Origin of the sequence: Nitrospirillum pindoramense, assembly GCF_007827955.1 — a bacterium.
Taxonomy (GTDB): domain Bacteria; phylum Pseudomonadota; class Alphaproteobacteria; order Azospirillales; family Azospirillaceae; genus Nitrospirillum; species Nitrospirillum amazonense_B.
The window spans coordinates 73,287-93,971 of sequence record NZ_VITR01000011.1; the positions used below are offsets into that span (position 1 = coordinate 73,287).

General features: G+C 65.7%; 17 protein-coding genes. 12 read left to right on the top strand and 5 right to left on the bottom strand.

Annotated elements, in window-relative coordinates; all coding sequences use genetic code 11:
* The first annotated feature begins 132 nt into the window (after nt 1–132).
* From FBZ90_RS18495 to FBZ90_RS18525, 7 genes are all read left to right on the top strand, one after another.
* On the top strand, nt 133–3,624 hold the full coding sequence (locus tag FBZ90_RS18495; protein WP_145734461.1) for a chemotaxis protein CheB: 3,492 nt from the start codon (nt 133–135) through the stop codon (nt 3,622–3,624).
* On the top strand, nt 3,608–4,006 hold the full coding sequence (locus FBZ90_RS18500) for a response regulator (RefSeq protein ID WP_145734462.1): 399 nt from the start codon (nt 3,608–3,610) through the stop codon (nt 4,004–4,006). The genes FBZ90_RS18495 and FBZ90_RS18500 overlap by 17 nt, the downstream gene beginning before the upstream one ends.
* A gap of 218 nt (nt 4,007–4,224) precedes the next feature.
* Nucleotides 4,225–5,394: a zinc-dependent alcohol dehydrogenase gene (locus FBZ90_RS18505; RefSeq protein WP_145734463.1), complete on the top strand. Its 1,170-nt coding sequence runs from the start codon at nt 4,225–4,227 to the stop codon at nt 5,392–5,394.
* A 39-nt stretch (nt 5,395–5,433) separates the two neighbouring features.
* Nucleotides 5,434–6,240: an SDR family NAD(P)-dependent oxidoreductase gene (locus FBZ90_RS18510; RefSeq protein WP_145734464.1), complete on the top strand. Its 807-nt coding sequence runs from the start codon at nt 5,434–5,436 to the stop codon at nt 6,238–6,240.
* An 80-nt stretch (nt 6,241–6,320) separates the two neighbouring features.
* Nucleotides 6,321–6,860 (top strand): sigma-70 family RNA polymerase sigma factor, encoded by a 540-nt coding sequence (locus FBZ90_RS18515; RefSeq protein ID WP_145734465.1) that lies wholly within the window; start codon nt 6,321–6,323, stop codon nt 6,858–6,860.
* 263 nt (nt 6,861–7,123) lie between these two features.
* Nucleotides 7,124–8,419: an MFS transporter gene (locus FBZ90_RS18520; protein WP_186455904.1), complete on the top strand. Its 1,296-nt coding sequence runs from the start codon at nt 7,124–7,126 to the stop codon at nt 8,417–8,419.
* Between the two features lie 28 nt (nt 8,420–8,447).
* Nucleotides 8,448–9,728, top strand: a complete 1,281-nt coding sequence (locus tag FBZ90_RS18525) for a PAS domain-containing sensor histidine kinase (RefSeq protein WP_145734467.1) — start codon at nt 8,448–8,450, stop codon at nt 9,726–9,728.
* Nucleotides 9,729–10,129: 401 nt separating this feature from the next.
* Here FBZ90_RS18525 and FBZ90_RS18530 read toward each other — a convergent pair whose 3' ends face one another.
* Both FBZ90_RS18530 and FBZ90_RS18535 read right to left on the bottom strand, forming a co-directional pair.
* Nucleotides 10,130–10,369, bottom strand: coding sequence for a hypothetical protein (locus FBZ90_RS18530; protein WP_145734468.1), 240 nt, complete (start codon nt 10,367–10,369; stop codon nt 10,130–10,132).
* Complete coding sequence (locus FBZ90_RS18535; RefSeq protein WP_145734469.1) at nt 10,370–11,020, bottom strand: hypothetical protein; 651 nt, start codon at nt 11,018–11,020, stop codon at nt 10,370–10,372. It lies immediately after the preceding gene.
* Nucleotides 11,021–11,029: 9 nt separating this feature from the next.
* On the opposite strand from FBZ90_RS18535, the gene FBZ90_RS18540 reads away from it, so the two are divergent.
* Both FBZ90_RS18540 and FBZ90_RS18545 read left to right on the top strand, forming a co-directional pair.
* On the top strand, nt 11,030–11,536 hold the full coding sequence (locus FBZ90_RS18540) for a hypothetical protein (protein WP_145734470.1): 507 nt from the start codon (nt 11,030–11,032) through the stop codon (nt 11,534–11,536).
* A 97-nt stretch (nt 11,537–11,633) separates the two neighbouring features.
* Nucleotides 11,634–11,879: a DUF2795 domain-containing protein gene (locus tag FBZ90_RS18545; RefSeq protein WP_186455905.1), complete on the top strand. Its 246-nt coding sequence runs from the start codon at nt 11,634–11,636 to the stop codon at nt 11,877–11,879.
* 120 nt (nt 11,880–11,999) lie between these two features.
* On the opposite strand, the gene FBZ90_RS18550 is transcribed toward FBZ90_RS18545, so the two are convergent.
* On the bottom strand, nt 12,000–12,509 hold the full coding sequence (locus tag FBZ90_RS18550) for a YciE/YciF ferroxidase family protein (RefSeq protein WP_145734471.1): 510 nt from the start codon (nt 12,507–12,509) through the stop codon (nt 12,000–12,002).
* A 215-nt stretch (nt 12,510–12,724) separates the two neighbouring features.
* Here FBZ90_RS18550 and FBZ90_RS18555 point away from each other — a divergent pair, with 215 nt between their 5' ends.
* Together FBZ90_RS18555 and FBZ90_RS18560 are read left to right on the top strand one after the other, a co-directional pair.
* On the top strand, nt 12,725–14,347 hold the full coding sequence (locus FBZ90_RS18555) for an ABC-F family ATP-binding cassette domain-containing protein (protein ID WP_145734472.1): 1,623 nt from the start codon (nt 12,725–12,727) through the stop codon (nt 14,345–14,347).
* Between the two features lie 140 nt (nt 14,348–14,487).
* Complete coding sequence (locus tag FBZ90_RS18560) at nt 14,488–15,051, top strand: peroxiredoxin (RefSeq protein ID WP_145734473.1); 564 nt, start codon at nt 14,488–14,490, stop codon at nt 15,049–15,051.
* 58 nt (nt 15,052–15,109) lie between these two features.
* On the opposite strand, the gene mgtA is transcribed toward FBZ90_RS18560, so the two are convergent.
* Nucleotides 15,110–17,671 (bottom strand): magnesium-translocating P-type ATPase, encoded by a 2,562-nt coding sequence (gene mgtA, locus FBZ90_RS18565; RefSeq protein WP_145734474.1) that lies wholly within the window; start codon nt 17,669–17,671, stop codon nt 15,110–15,112.
* Complete coding sequence (locus FBZ90_RS18570) at nt 17,656–18,648, bottom strand: alpha/beta hydrolase family protein (protein WP_186455906.1); 993 nt, start codon at nt 18,646–18,648, stop codon at nt 17,656–17,658. The genes mgtA and FBZ90_RS18570 overlap by 16 nt, the downstream gene beginning before the upstream one ends.
* Before the next feature lie 330 nt (nt 18,649–18,978).
* Between FBZ90_RS18570 and FBZ90_RS18575 the strand changes: the two genes are divergently transcribed.
* The gene (locus FBZ90_RS18575) at nt 18,979–20,682 is read left to right on the top strand and encodes a S41 family peptidase (protein ID WP_145734476.1); all 1,704 of its coding nucleotides are present in this window, start codon (nt 18,979–18,981) and stop codon (nt 20,680–20,682) included.
* Nucleotides 20,683–20,685: the final 3 nt, after the last annotated feature.

Here is a 20,685-nt window from a genome sequence, read left to right on the forward strand (position 1 = left end):
AGCGCCCTGGACTGCGCTTTTCAAGGGAGGGAAACGGGGCTGCGGGAGCATGGGCGGCACCCATGGTTTCAATGGCTTACGCCGACCTGCCCCGCCACGCGCAGGGTGGAAAACGGGCGTGTGGAGGGGCATGTGGAGTTGGAAACCGATCCGCCCATCGTCGGTATCGGGGCGTCGGCGGGTGGGGTGAAGGCGCTGCAGGCCTTTTTCGAGGCGCTGCCCGATGAGCCCAACGCCGCCTTCGTCGTGGTCATCCACCTGAACCCGGAACGGCGCAGCGAACTGGCCACCATCCTGGCGACCCGCACCCGCATGCCGGTGTCGCAGGTGTCTGACCAGGTGCACCTGCGCAACAACCATGTCTATGTCATCGCCCCCGACAGCGCGCTGAACATCGCCGACCACATGATCTCGGCCCTGCCGTTCGATGAGCCGCGGGCCAAGCGCGCGCCCATCGACCTGTTCTTCCGCTCCCTGGCGGCGCAGCACAGCGACGGCTTCGCTATCATCCTGACCGGGGCGGGCGCCGATGGCGCCGCCGGCGTGCGGGCCATCAAGGAGGTGGGCGGCATCGTCCTGGTGCAGGATCCGGACGAGGCGGAGTTCGCGTCCATGCCGCGCAACGCCATCGCCACCGATGCCGCCGACTTCGTGCTGCCGGTGCGTGACCTGGCCCGCCAACTGGCCGACCTGTTGCGCAAGCGGCGGGACGGCGTGCCGCTGGCGCCCCCGGCGGATGACGACGATATCATGCGCCGCATCCTGGCCCATGTCCGCGTGCGCCTGGGGCATGATTTCAGCCAGTACAAGCGCGCCACCATCGCCCGCCGGGTGACGCGGCGCATGCAGGTGACACAGCACGACACCCTGGCCGACTATTACACCCACCTGCGGGAACACGCGAACGAGGTGCATGCCCTGTTCGCCGACTTCCTGATCTCCGTCACCACCTTTTTCCGCGACAAGCGGGCGTTTGAACAGTTGGAGACCCTGGTCATCCCCCAGCTGTTCGAGGGTAAGGAGGCGGCCCACAGCATCCGTATCTGGGTGCCGGCCTGCGCCACCGGTGAGGAGGCCTACTCCATCGCCATGCTGCTGTTGGAGGAAGCGGCGCGGCGCGACGTCCGGCCCGAGATCCAGGTTTTCGGATCGGACCTGGACACCGACGCGCTGGTCGTCGCCCGCGAAGGCTGTTTCCCCGTCGCCATCGACCAGGACATCGCGGAGGAGCGTCTGCGCCGCTTTTTCCAGCGGGAGGGGGAGCATTACCGCGTGCGCCGGGAACTGCGCGACGTCGTCATGTTCGCCAGCCACAGCGTCCTGCGCGACCCGCCCTTCGCCCGCGTCGACCTGGTGTCCTGCCGTAACCTGCTGATCTATCTGGACCGCGAGCTGCAGCATCAGGTCTACACCACCTTCCATTACGCCTTGAACACCGGCGGCTTCCTGTTCCTGGGCGCGTCGGAAAGCGCGGACAATCCACCCGGCCTGTTTCGCGCCATCGACCGGGACGCGCGCATCTACCGCATGGTGCCCAACACGGGGGAGAGACGGACGGCCTTGCCCATCATGCCCAGCACCCACCAGGCCGCTCCCAGCCGGGGCGCCCCGGCCCATCGTTCCGCCGGCGCCGGGGGGGCGGTGGCGCTGCACCGGCAGATGCTGGAACGGGTGGCCCCACCCAGCATGCTGGTGGATGAAACCCACCGTGCCATCCATTTGTCCGAAACCGCCGGCCGCTTCCTTCAGCCGTCCGGTGGGCCGGTCACCACGGTGGCCACCGACATGGTGCGGCCCGAATTGCGTTTCGATCTGGAGGCGGCCCTGCATCGCGCCTTCGATCGCGGGGAAACCACGCTCAGCCGCCCCCTGGCGGTGCGCTTCGATGGACAGCCCCAGCGCGTCTATGTGCAGGTGAAGCCGGTGCTGGAGGAGGGGGACCCCGGCCGCTACGCCCTGGTGCTGTTCATCGAGGGCGAGGCGGTGCGGGCCAACGGTGACACTGGGGTGGATGACGACCTGGCCCGGGAGCCGAACGACGAAACCGTCCGCCGTTTGCAGGAAGAGTTGCAGATGGCCCAGAGCCGCCTGCGGGCGACCCGCGAGGAGGCGGAGGCCACCAACGAGGAGCTGCGCGCCGCCAACGAGGAACTGCAATCCATCAACGAGGAATACCGCTCCACCTCCGAAGAGTTGGAAACCAGCAAGGAGGAGCTGCAATCCACCAATGAGGAGCTGCAGACCGTCAACAATGAGCTGAAGCAGAAGCTGGCCAGCGTGTCCCGGGCGCACAGCGACCTGCAGAACCTGATGGCGGCGGCGGATTTCGGCACCCTGTTCCTGGACCCGGCGCTGCGCATCAAGCGGTTCACCCCGCGCGTGACCGAGCTGTTCAACATCACCGCCACCGACGCCGGCCGCCCCATCACCGACTTCACCCACCAGCTGGATTACGACCAGCTGGCCGACCACGCACATGCCGTCCTGCGCGAACTGACCTTGCTGGAGCATGAGGTGAAGAGCCGGGGGGGCGATTGGTACCTTGTCCGCATCCGCCCCTATCGCACGGTGGATGACAGGATCGACGGCGTGGTGGTCACCTTCGTCGACATCACAGAGAGGCGGCGGGTGGAGGGCGCGCTGCGGGACAGCGACGCGCGGCTGAAGCAGGAAATGCGCCTGGTGGAATTCTCCCGCGCGCCCATCTTCGTCTGGGAATATGACCACGGCATCGTCCAGTGGAACCGGGGCAGCGAGGATCTCTACGGCTATTCGCGGGAGGAGGCGAAGGGGCGGGACGTGGCCGACCTGCTGCGCTCAACGCCGGTTGAGGGAAGCTTCGACATCGTTCGCCGGGCGCTGTCCGAAAAGGGTGCCTGGAGCGGCGAACTGCGGCATACCACCAAGGACGGCCGGGTGCTGACCGTGGAAAGCCAGATCGAGATGATCGAGGTCGGAGGGCGGCGGCTTGTGCTGGAAAGCACCCGCGACGTCACCGACCAGAAGAAGTGGGAACAACGCCGCCAGCTGTTGCTGGGCGAACTGCGCCATCGGGTGGGCAACACGCTGGCGGTCGTGCAGTCCCTGGCCCGCCAGACCTTGCGCACCGCGGGGTCGAACGAGCGCTTCGTCGACCTGTTCGAGGGGCGCCTGACCGCGCTGGCCCGCGCACACGCCCTGCTGGTGGACTGCCAGTGGGAGGGGGCGGAACTGATGGCCCTGGCCCGCATCCAGCTTGCCGCCTATATCAGCGCCGATCCGCAACGCCTGCGCCTGGAGGGGGAGAACGTCCTGCTGCCGCCCCATCTGGCGACCCCCTTTGGCCTGGTGCTGCACGAACTGGCGACCAACGCCGCCAAGTACGGCGCGTTTTCCGTGGCCTGCGGACGGGTGGTGCTGAGCTGGGCCCGGCAAGACCGCGAGGGCGCGCCGCTGCTGACGGTGACGTGGCAGGAGTTCGATGGCCCGCCCGTCGTCCCGCCGGAACATCATGGCTTTGGCGGTGTTCTTATTGAACGGGGTCTGCCCGGCGCGGCGGTGACACGGCGTTTCGAGCCCGGCGGCCTCATTTGCACCATGGACATCGACTTGGAGGAGGAGGAGCGGGATGGCGACGACGACTGATCCGGAATTGCCGCTGGCCGGCACACGCATCCTGGTCGCCGATGACGAGGTCATGATCGCCCTCAACCTGGAAGAGACGTTCCGCGAGGCCGGTGCCGAGATTCTCAGCGCCGCCACGGTGCCGCAGGCGCTGGTCGCGGCCCGTGATCCCGGGTTGACGGCGGCCATCCTGGATGTCCGGTTGGGCCGGGATACGTCGGAACCCGTGGCTGACGTCCTGTCGCAGCGCGGGATTCCCTTCTTTTTCTACAGCGGGCAAATGTTGTCGCCCGGGATGCAGGCCAAGTACCCCCACGTCCCGGTCTTGACCAAGCCGGTACGGCAGGACGCTTTCATGTCGTGCATGCTGACGCTGGTTGGCCGGGAACGGGCGCTGGCCTGAGGTTTCAGCCAATAAATTTCAGAGGCGCCGCCTGGCTGGGGGAACCCGGCCCTTCCTCAGGGATTTATGGCGCATTCGGAACCACCGCCACCCTGCGCCCCATCCCCGTCCGGGATGCGGTCCCATCCTTTCACCCCGGGCCAGCCCCGCTGGGCGGGAATGGGCGCTGACCATCGGGGAAGGGACGTTCCGAGCCATCCACCATGGAAGGGATTCCCATGAAAGCGCTGACCTGGCACGGCAAGGGGGACGTCCGGTGCGAGCATGTTCCCGATCCGACGATCGAGCATGCCCGGGACTGCGTCATCAAGGTGACGGCCTGCGCCATCTGTGGTTCGGACGTCCATCTTTACGACGGCATCATCCCCTCCATGGAAAGCGGGGATGTGCTGGGCCACGAGACGATGGGCGAAGTCGTCGCCGTGGGCAGCGGTGTGGGCAACCTGAAGGTTGGCGACCGGGTGGTCGTGCCCTTCACCATCTCTTGCGGGGAATGCTTTTTCTGTAAGCGCGGCTACTACTCCGCCTGCGAACGCTCCAACCCCGACAGGTCGAAGGCCACGAAGCTGTGGGGTAATTCCCCGGCGGGGCTGTTCGGCTATTCGCATCTGCTGGGCGGCTACAGCGGCGGCCAGGCGGAATATCTCCGCGTTCCTTATGCGGATGTCGGCCCCATCAAGGTGCCCAGCGGCCTGACCGACGAGCAGGCTCTGTTCCTGTCGGACATCTTCCCCACCGGCTACATGGCCGCCGACTTCTGCAACATCCAGCCGGGCGACACCATCGCCATCTGGGGGGGCGGGCCGGTGGGCCAGATGGCCATCCGCAGCGCCTACCTGCTGGGAGCCGAGCGGGTGATCGCCGTCGATCACGTGCCCGAGCGGCTGGCCCTGGCCCGCCAGGGCGGGGCGGTGACCCTGGATTTCAAGGAAGAGGACATCTACGACCGCATCATGGACCTGACCCAGGGCCGGGGGGCGGACGCCTGCATCGATGCCGTGGGCACCGAGCCGGATATCGGCAGCGGGTTCGATGCCGTGATCGACCGGGTCAAGGTCGCCACCTTCATGGGCACCGACCGTCCCCATGTGTTGCGCCAGGCCATCATGTGCTGCCGCAACTTCGGCGTCGTGTCGATCGTTGGCGTCTATGGCGGCTTCCTGGACAAGATCCCCATGGGCTCCGCCATCAACCGGGGGCTGACCTTCCGCATGGCCCAGACACCGGTCCAGCGTTACCTGCCCCACCTGCTGCGGCGGATCGAAGAGGGGGACATCGACCCCTCCTTCGTCATCACCCACCGCGCGTCGCTGGAGGAGGGGCCGGATCTCTACAAGACGTTCCGCGACAAGAAGGACGGCTGCATCAAGGTCGTGTTGCGGCCCTGAGGCGGGCAGTCCCAACCCCTATCGTGAAGGAGTAACGCCATGGCTGCTTCCCGCGCGCCCGTGCGCCTGTTGGCCGTCGTCACCGGCGCGTCCACCGGCATCGGCTACGAATTGGCCAAGCTGTGCGCCCAGAACGGCTTCGACCTCGTGATCGCTGCCGACGAACCGGAAATCCATATCGCCGCTGAAACCTTTCGCGCCATGGGCGTGCACGTTGACGCGGTGGAAGCGGACCTGGCCACGGTGGAGGGCGTGGACACCCTCTACACCACCATCCAGGCCACGGGGCGCCCGGTCGACATCCTGTTCGCCAATGCCGGACGCGGCCTGGGCAAGGGCTTCCTGGACCAGGACTTCGCCAAGGCCAAACGGGTGATCGACACCAACGTGACCGGCACCGTCTACCTTATCCACAAGGTGGGCCGGGACATGCGGCTGGTGAACTCCGGCCGCATCCTCATCACCGGCTCCATCGCCGGCTTCATTCCCGGCAGCTACCAGGCCGTCTACAACGCCAGCAAGGCGTTCCTGGACAATTTCGCCTTCGCCCTGCGCAACGAACTTAAGGACACGGGCGTCACCGTATCCTGTCTCATGCCCGGCCCGACGCAGACGGAGTTCTTCCGCCGCGCCGAATTGCTGGACACCGACATCGGCACCACCCAGAAGGACGACCCGGCCAAGGTGGCCCGCGACGGCTTCGATGCCGTCATGAACGGGCAGGCCGATGTGGTCAGCGGCTGGAAGAACAAGCTGCAAGCGACGCTGGCCAACATCACCCCGAATGAGATGTTGGCGGAGCAGCACCGCGGCATGGCCGCACCGGGCACGGCGCGCAAACATTGAGGGCGTTCGGTAGGCGGAAATCCCCAATAAACAGGATGTGGAGTTCCCAGTATTTTCCGCAATGTGGGAGAGTTCTCAGAATGAGTGTGGAGCCCTACCTCGGTTTTCACGGCGATGTCTTGGAATTGCTGCCCAGCCTGCGCGCCTTCGCCAAATCCCTGGCTCGCAATGACGCGGACACGGAGGATCTGGTTCAGGAAACGGTGGTGCGGGCGTGGGCGCACGCGGGTCAGTTCCACCCCGGCAGTTGCCTGCGCGCCTGGCTTTTCACCATCCTGCGCAATCACTTCTACGCTATGGTCAAGCAGCGCCGGCGGGAACAGGGCGACCCCGACGGCGCTTATTACGCCCAATTGGCGGTGGAGCCCCGCCAGGAATGGCGGATACGAGGACGGGAGGTGGCGGCGGCGCTGGCCCGTCTGCCTGTGGAGCAGCGGCAGGCGCTGTTGCTGGTCGGCGCTGGCGGTGCCAGTTATGAGGAGGCAGCCGACCGGTGCGGTTGCGCCGTAGGCACGGTCAAGAGCCGGGTGAACCGGGCGCGCAGCCGCCTCATGAAGCTGAACGATCCCATGCCGGCAAGCATCTTCAAGCGGCCGGCGCCCACGGCGTTCGTTGCCTGAACTCTCTCCTCCGCATGACGAACGCCCGGGTGCCGAGGACGGCTGTTGCGGCAAACGGATCTTATGGTGCGTTGCCGGGCAATTTATGGAATCGCACCCTTGCTCGTGCTACCCCCCGGGAGGGGTGGGCGACGCTCCCAACTATGGTTTAGGTTTGGCGCGCCTTACCCTTGCCTGGAGGCTGGGGCCGGTGCCTCGCCGCGCTTGATAGATCGCATCCATGCCGGTATGGGCTGGCACATGGCGCAGAGAAAGGACGGACGGTGCGAACGGTTGCCAACTCGCGGGAAGGCCGTCCCCTTTCGGGGCCCAGGCTGGTCACCGCGCTGGTGCTGGGCAACGCCCTGGAATTCTACGACTTCAGCACCTATGCCTTCATCACCGTCAGCATCGGCCGGGTCTTCTTCCCGGCTGGGGAGCCCTGGACGGCGCTATTGCTGGCCACCGCGGTATTTGGCGTTGGCTTCCTGGCCCGCCCCATCGGCGCCATCATCATCGGGTTCTACGCCGACCGCCGGGGACGGCGCCCGGCCTTGACCCTGACCATTGGCTTGATGGCGGTGGGCCTGTTGATCCTGGCCCTGACGCCCGGTTATGCCAGCATCGGCATGGCAGGTCCCACGCTGATTGTGCTGGCCCGTCTGATCCAGGGCTTCGCGTTGGGGGGCGAGGTTGGGGCGTCGACCGCCCTGTTATTGGAACTGGCCCCGGCGCGGCGCCGCAGCCTTTATACGGCCTGGCAACTGGCGAGCCAAGGTGGCGCCACCTTGGCGGCCGGGCTGCTGGGTCTGGGGCTGACCCTTTGCCTGCCGCAGGCCGTCATGGAACAGTGGGGCTGGCGTCTGCTGCTGCTGCCGGGGCTGGCCATCCTGCCCGCCGGCCTGTATTTGCGCCGGTGCCTGCCGGCGGATGCCCGGCCGGCGGCCGGCACGGCCAGCCTGGTCCGAGACTTGGCCCGCCACCGGCGGACCCTGCTGGTCGCTGTCCCGGTGCTGTTGTGCGGCACGGTCACCACCTTCACCACCAACTACATGACAACTTATGCGCTGACCATCCTGCGGATGCCGCCGGCGGCGTCCATCGCCGTTACCGCCATGGTGGGCGGCTGTGTCATGGTCTTCGCCCTTGCTGGCGGCTGGCTGGCGGACCGGGTGGGCCGGCGCCCGGTCATGCTGCTGCCTCGCCTGGCTTTAGCCTTGCTGGCCTACCCCTGTTTCGCGCTGATGCTGGAACGGCCCGGTGCCGCGGCGATGCTCGCGGCCTCGGGTTTGCTGGCCGCGCTGGGCGCCGTCAGCGGCGCCGCCAGCCTGACCGCCATAACCGAGCTGCTGCCCCGCCCCGTGCGGGCGGGTGGCTTGGCCATGGTCTATGGCTTTACCATTTCCTTGTTCGGCGGAACGACGCAGTTCATCATCACTTGGCTGACGCAATACACCGGCGACCCCATTTCCCCCGCCTATTACCTCATCATCACCAGCTTGATCGGCCTGATCGCCATGGTCGCCCTGCCTGAGACCCGCCCGGAGCCGTCAGCAGCGCCATGCACTGTGACGCTGTGAAGCCTCGCTTCGACCTCCGAGCCCCGCAATGACGTATAATTTCTTCATTACCCTGGCGAATGCGTCGCTGCTCTGCCTGCTGGTCGCATTGTTGTTTAATACGCGCCGGCGGAACCAGGCGTTCAAGCGCACCTATTTCGACGCCTCCCCCATTCCCATTCTGATTGAGGACTGGTCCGGTGTCCGCTCCACCCTGGCCGCCCTAAAGGCGCAAGGTGTTGCGGACATCGGCGCCTTCCTGGCGGAGCACCCTGAGCTGGTGCTGCAGTATCGGAAGAGCCATCGTTTCGTGGACGCGAACGAGGCGGTGCTGCGGCTGTTCGGCGCCACCAGCAAAGCGCAATTCCTGGCCATCGCCCCCCAGTTGCTGCCGGCCAGCCTGGAAAGCAACGTCCGTGTCTATCAAACGTTGATGGAGGGCAAGCTGACGGCCCAGGGGGAGCGCGTGCTGCATACCCTGGATGGGCGGGTCGTGCCTATCATCTGGCGCGCGACCCTGCCCCCGTCGGGCGATGCCAGCCGCATCCTGTTCTACGGCTTCGACATCACCGACCAAAAGCGGGCGCAGAAAGCGCTGACGGACGCTCGTGCGGACCTGGCCCATGCCGCCCGCGTCTCCACTGTTGGTGAGCTGAGCGCTTCGATCGCACATGATGTCGCCCAGCCGTTGGCGGCGATCTCCGTATCGGTATCAGCGGCGGAACGCTGGCTGACAAACGGGCAGCCCAACGTTGACCGGGCCCTGAGTACCCTGCATCAGATTCGCCAGAACGCCCAGCGGGCGAACGACGTCGTGGGGCGTATCAAGACCTTTTTGCGCAAGGCGCCCAAGCGCAACGCCACCAGTCTGGACGCCCTGGTTCGTGACGCGCTGCAACTCATCCAGGGCGAGGCCCAGCGATATGACGTCAAGGTTCATATCCTGATCGAACCTAGCCTGCCTACCGCCCGGGTGGATGAGGGGGAAATCAAACAGGTCGTTATCAACTTGGCCCTCAATGCCATGCAGGCCATGGCCAATGCCGGCACGAGCGACCGTCAACTGACCGTGGCCGTTGCCGACAAGCCGCAGGAAGCGGTCATGGAGGTCCAGGTCCGCGACAATGGCCCCGGTATCGACCAAAGCATTATTGGCCGCATATTCGAGCCGTTTTTTTCCACCAAGGCGGAGGGCATGGGTTTGGGATTGGTTATCTGCAAATCCATCGTCAAAAGCCATGGCGGTGAATTGACGGTGCAAAGCGCCGACCAGGTGGGCACCGCCTTCCGCTTCACCCTGCCCTATGATCGGGGCGTGGTCCCCAACTAGAGTGGATCGGCCAACGGCAGAATCGCCTTTGGGCATGACGCTGCGCGCGGACGGTAATCGGCTTCAGATGGAACCGATGATGGTCCCCATTCTTATATGCCTGTGCCGCCGTTGACGCCGGCGGCTCCGTGATTTCTTCAACTGACATTGTATAGGCCACGCTGGGTCGCCGGCGTGGCCTTTTCTGTCGGTTTGAGAATGTGCGCGATAAATGGCCGTATAAATCTGGAACGAAGCTTTATCTTCGCAGTATTTATGGTTTTGAATCAATAAAGTATGAGGTAGGTGTGGTTCCATGTGGGGTGTGTGGCATTTGAAATGTTGGGCAAATTGGATTTATACAGAAAATTAAAGGATCGTTTCGGCCTCTCTCGCGTTGTTTGATGGACCGGGCACCCCTATCACCTGCCCGGCTGTCGGATAAGCCAGGAGGAAAATTCATGGCACGAGAACAATATGAGGATCCGCGCCGCCAATCCCGCGCCCCTCAGGGCGGACGCCGGGATTACGAGGATTACGACGACGATCGCCGGCATTCGCGCAGCCGCGAGGATGACGACGATGGCGATTACCGCAGTAGCCGTGGCGGCTACGCCGAGGATCGCGGCCAGGGCGGCTACTTCGGTGATCCCGAGGGTCATTCAGAGATAGGCCGCCGTGGCGGTCAGGTTCGGCATGAGCGGGCGCAGCAGGCGCGCCGCGACGAGTATGGGCATTCCGAGGACCGGGGCCAGGGCGGCTACTTCGGCGACCCCGAGGGTCATTCGGAGATCGGGCGTCGCGGCGGTCAGGTTCGGCACGAGCGGGCGCAGCAGGCGCGCCGTGACGAGTACGGGCATTCCGAGGACCGGGGCCAGGGCGGCTACTTCGGCGACCCCGAGGGCCATTCGGAGATCGGCCGCCGTGGCGGTCAGGTTCGGCATGAGCGGGCGCAGCAGGCGCGCCGTGACGAGTACGGGCATTCCGAGGACCGGGGCCAGGGCGGCTACTTCGGCGACCCCGAGGGTCATTCGGAGATCGGCCGCCGTGGTGGTCAGGTTCGCCATGAGCGTGCGCAGCAGGCGCGCCGTGATGAATACGGCCACGCGGAAGATCGCGGCCAGGGCGGGTACTTCGGCGATACCGAGGGCCATTCGGAGATCGGCCGGCGTGGCGGTCAGGTTCGCCATGAGCGTGCGCAGCAGGCGCGGCGTGACGAGTACGGCCACGCGGAGGATCGCGGTCAGGGCGGCTACTTCGGTGACCCGGAGGGCCATTCGGAAATCGGCCGCCGGGGCGGCCAGGTCCGTCATGAGCGGGCGATGAGGGCCCGCCACGACGAGGACGGCCATGCCGAGGACGAGGGCCAGGGCGGCTACTTCGGTGATCCGGAGGGCCATTCGGAGATCGGCCGCCGGGGTGGTCAGGTGCGTCATGAACGCGCCCAGCGGGCTCGCCGTGACGAAAACGGCTACGCGGAAGACGAGGGCCAAGGCGGCTACTTCGGCGACCCGGAGGGCCATGCCGAGATTGGCCGTCGCGGTGGTCAGGTTCGCCATGAACGTGCCCAGCGGGCCCGCCATGACGATGAGGGCCACGCTGAGGACGAGGGCCAGGGCGGCAACTTCGGTGACCCGGAGGAGCATGCCGAAGCCGGTCGTCGCGGTGGCCAGAGCCGGGGCCGTTCGGCCAGCAGCCGCGAGGATGAGGAAGAGACGCCCAGCCGGTCGCGCTCCCGCGCCAGCAGTCGCTCCTCGTCATCTTCGGAGTCCGACGACGAGGAAAAGCCGATCCGCCGGCGTCGCAGCAGCTCCGGCAGCATGCACTGACCTATAAGGGGCGGGGCGCCTCGGCGCCCCGCTCCACCTAACACACTGGCCCGGGGTCAGACAGGCCCTGGGGGCCATTCCCAACGGGAGAGTACACATGACGCGAGGATTGGGTGGCCATTCCCCCGCCAACGTGGCCCACTACCTGAAAGGCATCGACTTCCCCGCCGACAAGCAGGCGCTGATCCGCAAGGCCAAGGAAAACGGTGCAGAAGGCGATGTCCTGGACATGCTGGAGGCGATGCCGGACACCGACTATGAGACGGCGGCCGATGTCATGAAAGGCTATGGCGAAGCGGACGATGGTGGCGCTGGCGGCGGCCGTTCCGGGCGTAGCCATTGATGCGATTTGCGGTGCGGCCGCGATCTTGGGCGGGCCCCCTCGGGTGTCCGCCCAAGTCGTTTCCGCGTGGGGGTGGGAAGCCGCGGCCATTCCGGCCGCGGCTGTGCTGGTCCCTGTTGCTTAGGCGGCCTTGATCTGGCTGGCCGCCGAGTTGTTGATCCTGGTGGAGGCCTTGTTCAGCACCTGGTCCGCGTTCTTTTCCTCGTCCAGGGTTTCGGCCAGCAGGTCCGCCACATCGTCGAGGCCCAGGGCCTTGGCCCAGGCGATGGCGGAGCCGTAGCTGGCGATTTCATAATGTTCCACCTTCTGCGCGGCGGCGATCAGGGCGCTGTCCAGGGCCTCTGGCGACAGGCCCAGGTCCAGCAACTCGCCGGCTTCGGCCAGCATGCCCTCCATCGCCTCGCACTTCTTGCCGCGGCTGCGGCTGTTGGTGTCCAAGGCCTCGAACACCTTGTCCAGCCGTTCCACTTGGCCGCGGGTTTCTTCCAGATGGGTTTCCATGGCTTGCCTCAACTCCTCCGCCGAGGCTGCCTTGGCCAGCTTGGGCAGGGCGCGGACGATCTGCCGTTCCGCGCTGTAGAGGTCCCGCAACTCTTCAATGAACATGGTCTCAAGGGTCTTCTGGGCCATCGCTCGCTCTCCCGACTATGGGGCCGTCCGTGGCGGATCGGCCTCCCGTGGTTCCGTTGCTGGCGGAGAAGCGTTCAGCGGGACTTCGGTTCCCCCCTTTCATCGTTATGGTCCTCAGCGTCCCGCCCATCAGGGCTCTATGCCGCCGCGCATCCTGTGGCATAAGGGGGCCGTCACGCTTCAGTCCCTAAAAGTCTCCAGGAACACGCTCTCCCATGATCCGCTTTGAAAACGTCAGCAAGCACAACGGCCACCGCATTCTGTTCATGGAGGCGTCGGCCGCGCTGAACCGGGGGGAGAAGATCGGCCTGGTCGGGCCCAACGGTGCCGGCAAGACCACCCTGTTCCGCATGATCACGGGGGAGGAGATGCCGGACGGCGGCCAGGTGTCGATCGAGAAGCTGGTCACCATCGGCTATTTCAACCAGGATGTGGGAGAGATGTCCGGCCGCAGCGCCGTGGCGGAGGTGATGGACGGCGCCGGGCCGGTCAGCGACGTGGCCAAGGAACTGGCCAGCCTGGAGGCGGCCATGGCCGACCCCGACCAGGCCGACCAGATGGACGCGATCATCGAGCGCTATGGCGAGGTGCAGGCGCGCTTCGACGAACTGGGCGGGTATGAGCTGGAGGGGAAGGCGCGCGAGGTGCTGGCCGGCCTCAGCTTCAGCCAGGAGATGATGGACAAGGACGTGGGCGGCCTGTCGGGCGGCTGGAAGATGCGCGTGGCGCTGGCCCGCATCCTGCTGATGAAGCCTGACGCCATGCTACTGGACGAACCCAGCAACCATCTGGACATCGAAAGCCTGATCTGGCTGGAGGGGTTCCTCAAGGGCTATGACGGCGCCCTGCTCATGACCTCCCACGACCGGGAGTTCATGAACCGCATCGTCACCAAGATCATCGAAATCGACGGCGGGTCGCTCACCAGCTATTCCGGCGACTACGCCTTCTATGAGCAGCAGCGGGCGCTGAACGAGCGGCAGCAGCAGGCGCAGTTCGAACGCCAGCAGGCCATGCTGGCCAAGGAACTGAAGTTCATCGAGCGCTTCAAGGCCCGCGCCTCGCACGCCAGCCAGGTGCAGAGCCGGGTGAAAAAGCTGGACAAGATCGACCGGGTCGAGCCGCCCAAGCGGCGCCAGACGGTGACGTTCGAATTTCCGCCCGCGCCGCGCTCGGGCGACGACGTCGCGGTGCTGAAGAACGTGCACAAGGGCTATGGCAGTCGTGTCATCTACCAGGGGCTGGACCTCACCATCCGCCGCAAGGAACGCTGGTGTGTCATGGGCGTCAACGGGGCGGGGAAATCCACCCTGCTGAAGCTGATCGCCGGCGCGGACCAGCCGGATTCCGGGACCGTCACGGTCGGCGGCAGCGTCAAGATGGGCTATTTCTCGCAGCATGCCATGGAACTGCTGGACGGTGAGCAGACGGTGTTCGAGGCGCTGGAGGCGAAGTTCCCGCAGGCGGGCCAGGGCTCACTGCGTGCCCTTTCGGGCTGCTTCGGCTTTTCCGGCGATGACGTGGAAAAGAAATGCCGCGTTCTGTCGGGTGGCGAGAAGGCCCGTCTGGTGATGGCCATGATGTTGTACAACCCGCCCAATTTCCTGGTGCTGGACGAACCGACCAACCACCTGGACCTGGACACCAAGCAGATGCTGATCACCGCCCTGGCCGCCTATGAGGGCACTATGCTGTTCGTGTCGCACGACCGCCATTTCCTGGCGCGGCTGTCCAACCGGGTGCTGGAACTGACGCCGGACGGCATCCACCAATACGGCGGAGGCTACACCGAATACGTGGCGCGCACGGGGCAGGAGGCGCCGGGCTTGCGCAGTTGAGGCGGCCTGTGACCGTCCGCCCGCCACTTTTTTTCATGTGCGGCGATTTCGCACCAAACCAATCGGACCGCTCAAGCGAATTATGAACGGTCTTCCCCCTGCGTGGGGGCCCGTGTGTTTTGAAAGGGACGGAGCAAACCATGAACATCATCCACAGTGCCCGCACCATCCTGGCCGCGGCGGCGGTCCTGGCCGTGGCGGGGGGCGCCACCGTGGCCTCGGCCGCGCTGCCGGTGGGCGCCACCGCGCCCGACTTCCAGCTGCAGGGCGCCCTGGCCGGCAAGCCGCTGACCTTCTCGCTGCACGAGGCGCTGAGCAAGGGGCCGGTGGTGCTGTACTTCTTCCCGGCGGCCTTCACCAAGGGATGCACGATCGAAGCCCATGAGTTCGCCGAGGCGACGGACGACTTCAAGAAGCTGGGCGCCACCGTCATCGGCGTCACCGCCGGCAATGTCGACCGCGTGGCGGAGTTCTCCAGCCTGGAATGCCGCGACAAGTTCGCCGTGGCGGCCGACCCCGACGCCAAGGTCGCCACCGAATACCAGAACATCATCCAGGCCGATGGCCGCGTGATCTCCGACCGGACGTCCTATGTGATCGCGCCCGGCGGCAAAATCCTGCTGAGCTTCACCGACAAGAACCCCGACACGCACATCGAAAAGGCGATGGAGGCGGTGAAGGCCTACGCCAAGACGGCTAAGTAAAGCACCTAGCCTGACATCGGCCGCCGGCGCCCCCCCCCTCCAGGGTGGCGCCGACGGCTCAGGTTGAGAAACGCCGGAAGAACAGCCGCTTGACCCCCTCCGCCAGGGCGAGATAGGCGAGAACGGCGGCGCCCAGCAGCAGGTAGAACAGCGGCGGCGGGGCGACCAGCCCGAAGACTGGCGCCAGCGGCGTCAGCGGCAGCAGGGCGGCCAGGGCCGCCGTCGCCAGGGCCAGGCCCGCCAGCACGGGGTGGGGATGGCTGCGCCACGGGGCCCGTGGCGTTCGGATGATGAAGATCACCAGCACCTGGGTCGCCAGGCTTTCAACGAACCAGCCCGTTTGGAACAGGGCCTCATTCGCGTGCAGCAGGTGCAGCAGGACGTAGAAGGTCAGGAAGTCGAACAGGGAACTGACCGGCCCCAGCACCAGCATGAAGCGCAGGATCAGGGGCAGGTTCCAGTACACCGGCCGGGCCAGCGCCTCCTCCTCCACATTGTCGAAGGGAATGCCGGTTTCCGAGGCGTCGTACAGCAGGTTGTTCAACAGCACCTGCACCGGCGTCATGGGCAGAAAGGGCAGGAACAGCGCGGCGCCGGCCATGCTGAACATGTTGCCGAAGTTCGAGCTGCTGCCCATCAGCACGTATTTGGTGACGTTCAGGACGGTGCGGCGCCCCTCCAGCACGGCCTCATGCACCACCGACAAATCCTGGTCCAGCAGGATGATGCCGGCCGCCTCCTTCGCCACGTCGGTGGCGCTGTCGACGGAGATGCCGACATCGGCGGCATGCAGGGCGGAGGCGTCGTTCACCCCGTCGCCCATGAAGCCCACCACATGCCCCGTCTGCCGGCAGGCCAGCAGCACCCGTTCCTTCTGTTGCGGCGTGACGCGGCAGAAGACGGTGACCTGCGGCAGCCGGGCGCGCAGCGCGTCCTCGCTCAGCGACCGCAACTCCTCCCCGGTCATCACGCCGCGGATGGGCAGGTCCAACTCCCCGCACAGGTGGCGGGTCACCGCCTCCGTGTCGCCGGTCAGGATCTTGATGGCCACCCCGGACCGGGCCAGGGCCGCGACCGCGGCCGTGGCGCTGGCCTTGGGCGGATCGAGGAAGGCCAGGTGGCCCTCGAACACCAGGTCGCATTCGTCGGCGCGATCGATATGCTCCCGGTCCGGCGGCAGCGGCTTGGTCGCCACGGCCAGGGCGCGGCACCCTTCACGACCCAGAGCCTGGAACTGGGCGTCCAGCCGCGCCCGCGTGCCGTCATCCAAGGGCAGTGCGTCCCCGCCAGGGCCGCGATAGCGCCCGGACAGACGCAGCAAATCCTCCGGCGCGCCCTTGACCACCAGCAGCCTCTCCCCGCCGTTTTCCACCAGCACGGACACCCGACGGCGTTCAAAGTCGAAAGGCACCTCATCGCATTTGCGCCAGGCCGCCAGGTCGGGCGCGCCCTGGGCGGCCTCGCCGTGGACCAGGATGGCCTCGTCCAGCGGGCTGCGCAGGCCGGTTTCGAACCGGCTGTTGAGATAGGCCAGGTCGAAGGGGTGGCGCCCCTCGGTCCCCTGGCAGTCCAGGGCGCGGACCAGGCGGATGCTGGCCTCGGTCAACGTTCCCGTCTTGTCGGTGCACAGGACGTCCATGGCGCCGACATTGTGCATGGAGGCCAGGCGCTTCACGATCACCCGCCGCTTGGCCAGGCGCAGGGCCCCGCGCGCCAGGGTGACGGTGACGATCATGGGCAGCAGCTCCGGCGTCAGCCCCACGGCCAAGGCCAGCGCGAACATCAGGGAGTCCAGCCAGGGCCGGTGGAACAGCACGTTCACCGTCAGGACGAACAACACCAGGAAGATGGTCAGCCGCAGGATCAGGAAGCCGAAGCGCCGGACGCCGATCTCAAAGGCGGTCGGCGGGGGAACGGATCGCAGGCTGCCGCTGATCCGTCCGAACAAGGTGGCAGCGCCGGTCTGGCAGATCACGGCCGTGGCGCTGCCGGCGATGACCGAGGTTCCCATGAACAGGCAGGCGGTGGCCTCTCCCGCCATGGCCGGGGCGGTCGGCGTGTCCTCCGCCCGCTTTTCTACGGGATAAGCCTCACCGGTCAGGACGGCCTGATTCACGAACAGGTCCCGCGCCTGCAGCAGGCGGCAGTCGGCCGGCACCAGGTCACCGGCCGACAGGCGTACGACATCGCCGGGGACCAGCTGGTCCAGTGGCAGGGTGGCCTCCGCGCCGTCGCGCAACACCCGCGCCCGGACGGCAACCGTGCGGCGCAGGGCTTCCACCGCCGCCTCGGCCTGCCGCTCCTGGATGAAATCCAGCACGACGCTCAGCAGCACGACGATGGCGACGATGATGAAGCTGGAGGTGTTGCCGGTGGCCGCCGACAGCCCGCTGGCGAACAGCAGGATCAGCACTAGCGGGTTGGCGAACCGGGCCAGGAAGTCGACCCACGCCCGCCGCCGGCGCGGCGGCACCGGCTGGTTCGGGCCCCAGCGCCGCCGCCTGTCCTCCGCCTCCTCATTGCCCAGTCCGGCGGGGCTGGTCGATAGCGAGGCCAGCACGGCCTCCAGCGGCAGCGACCAGCTGGGCTGTGGCGCGGCGGATTCTAGGGATGGCGGCATAGGAAATCCCGAACCACGGGATGCACCCGGTCATGCCAGACGGCGCCGTGGAAAAGATTGAAATGCCCGGCGGGCATGAAAAGGCGGTGCCCGCGCCGGGCCTTGGGTATGGCGGGGCAGAGGCGATGGGCCACCTCGCATTGGCCGGGGCCGGCGATGTCGTCCCGCCCGCCCTCGATGGTCAGCAGGGCGGTTTCCCGGATCAGGCCGGGGGTCACCGGCAGGTCGCACCAGCGCAGGGTTCCGTGGGCCAAGGCGTCGGCGTGATAGACGGTGGCGATGACATCCAGGAAGAATTCGGCGGGCACGTCGATCAGCGACGCCAGGTCGGACAGGAAGGGATGTCCCGCCGGGTCCAGGCCGTCATCGTGCAGGGCCTTGCGGATGATGTCGCAGCCGTCCGCCATGTGCCGGTTCACATAGGACCACAGCACGCGCCGCTGCGTTTCGTGCGCATAGACGGCCCGCCCGGCCCCTAGCCGTCCCTCCGGGACCAGGGAAAGGGCGTGGGCGCGGAACCAGTCCAGGGAATGGGCGAAGGCGAATTTATCCCCGACCGTGGGGTTGATGCGCGGGTCGATCTTACCGCCGATCAGCACCAGGCTGCGCGGATTGGGCAGGGTCCGGCTGGACGCCAGCAGGGCGGTCGCGGCCAGGGCCGGCAGGGCGGACTGGCACAGGCCGATGAGATCGACTTCGCCCAGCTGTTGCACGGCATCCAGCACCCGCGACAGGCAGTCGGCCAAACCGAAGCCGCCGCAAGGGGCCGGCACCTCGGCGGCATCGCGCCATTCCAACAGGTGCAGGTCGCACCAGGGCGCCATGTCCGCCACCATGTCATGCAGCAGCCGGGGATTGATCCCCGACAGCGGGGCGATGATCAGAACCCGATGGGCCGTCGCCGGCGCCGCACCCGCCAGGGCCCCGCCTGCCAGCGCATGGAACCGTACCAGCCGATCAAAGACGCCGTCCTTCACAATCTCTTCCCTGAAGCCCACAAGGGACGGCAGCCCGTGCGGCGGGAGTGATGGTTCCGGCATGGTCTCCTCCCATCGGGTTGGGGAGCAGGCGTGGTGAAGCGGACCAGGATGCCGGGATCTTGCCACACCAGCACCGGATCGCATTGACCCAACGCAAGGGACGGATCATCGGCCCATTCCTTGGCACTATCGTAACAAAGGGGGCGCCTATCGTCGGCAACGACATTAAAAGCCAAGTCGATGGGCGTGAAGTTGCGTATGTTAACACCACAGCAACATCTAGATTTTTAAATTAACTTGCATTTTTATCTTGCCTGCGCGCTTTGGATGATGATGTCCTGGGATGGCAACCGTCTGGTTGGCTGCCAGGGGCCGAGATGGTTAAAAAAACAGGAGGCGATGTTGGGTCGTGCGGGCATGCTTAACAAGATCTGGCGCGGAAGCCGCCTGCTCAGGGTTTCGGTCTGCCTTCTGTTGATAGGAAGCACGGCGGCGGGCGCCGTCTTCTACCTGCGGCACAAACCGTCGCGCGTGTTCGATGCCGCCTGGGATGTGGTGAACACGCATTATTATGACCGTACCTTCAACGGGTATGACTGGGTGAAGGTGGGCCAGACCTTCAGGGCCAAGCTGCCCTGGTGGGACAGCAGGGGATTCGATACCGCCGAGGTCATCAACTCCATGCTGCGGCTTCTTGAAAGCTCTCACCTGGATTACCAGACGCCCGCCCAGGCTGAATTCGCCATCGGATCAGAGCCGGGTGCCGATTTGATCTTTCCTGACAGTATGGAGATGGCGGGCCTCAGCGTTATTGGTCCTAGACATATGAAGGCGCCGATCATTACACAAATAGAGACGGATTCTTATCTTTATAAACAAGGGGTTAGGGTGGGAGATCACATATTAATTGGAATTCATAAAGACGAAAATGGAGAAGATGTTATATCGTATTATGTAACAAAAATAGATGGCCGCAAATTTGAGGTAAAAGTTAATAAATCTCAGATGGCTCGTGGCGATGACGCTCCCTATATAGAAAACCGAAGAATTGTATTCGGTAACTTCGACGCTGCTTCTTTCGTGAAGCTGAATGCACTTCGGACGGACCCGGCGAACGCCGATCTGACGGTGTTCTACCGCCCCAGTGGCATCATCACCACCCTTGGGGGAGCTGCGACTGACGAGGGCTTGTCGGTGATCGACGTTCAAAAGGACTCGGTGGCGGATCGTGAGGGCATTGAGATCGGCTCGTTCCTCAGGGGAATGACCAGCCTGCCGCGCCAGGATGGCGAGGACGGTATCGCGTTAACCATCCAGTTGCCCAACGGGGAAGAGAGGAAGTTTGAGGCGAAGGTGCCGATTAGCTATATCGAGGGATGGCAGCCCTACCACCGGTCCGCTGAGAAGGTTGGCGCCACCCTGGTCATCCGATTCGACAAATTCAACGATGAGAATGTCGACTGGGTTGGAATGCAACTTAAACAGCAGAATTCTGGGGCCGTAATTTTCGATTTACGCAATAATTCCGGCGGCACCGTTAAAGCTATGCAACGCTTCCTGGGTTACTTCCTGCCCGCCGGGACCACGATCATGGAACAACGGGGCGCCACCGAGACCGAAATGATCAAGGTTTCGGACGGGAATGCTGCCTTATCCGGTTCGTTGGCCGTCCTGGTCGGCCCGGCCTCCGCCAGTGCCGCCGAGGTTTCCGCCGCAGCACTTCAGGCTTATGGCCGGGCGACCATCGTGGGCCGGAAGACATCCGGCGATGTTCTCATGGCGCGGGCCTACCGTTTGCCGAACGGTGGCTTGATCCAGGTGCCCGAGGCGGCGCTGAGGGACCCCAAGGGGCGGGATCTGGAGGGCTCTGGCCTGACACCGGACATCACGGTGTGGAAGACCCTGGCGACCATCCGCGAAGGGCGGGACCTGCCGCTGGAAGCCGCCCTGGCGGTGGTGACGGGGGCCCAAGCCCCTCCTGTCAAAGTCCCCCCTGCCGAAGCCCCTGGGGCGGCTGCGGCGCGGCCCTGACCC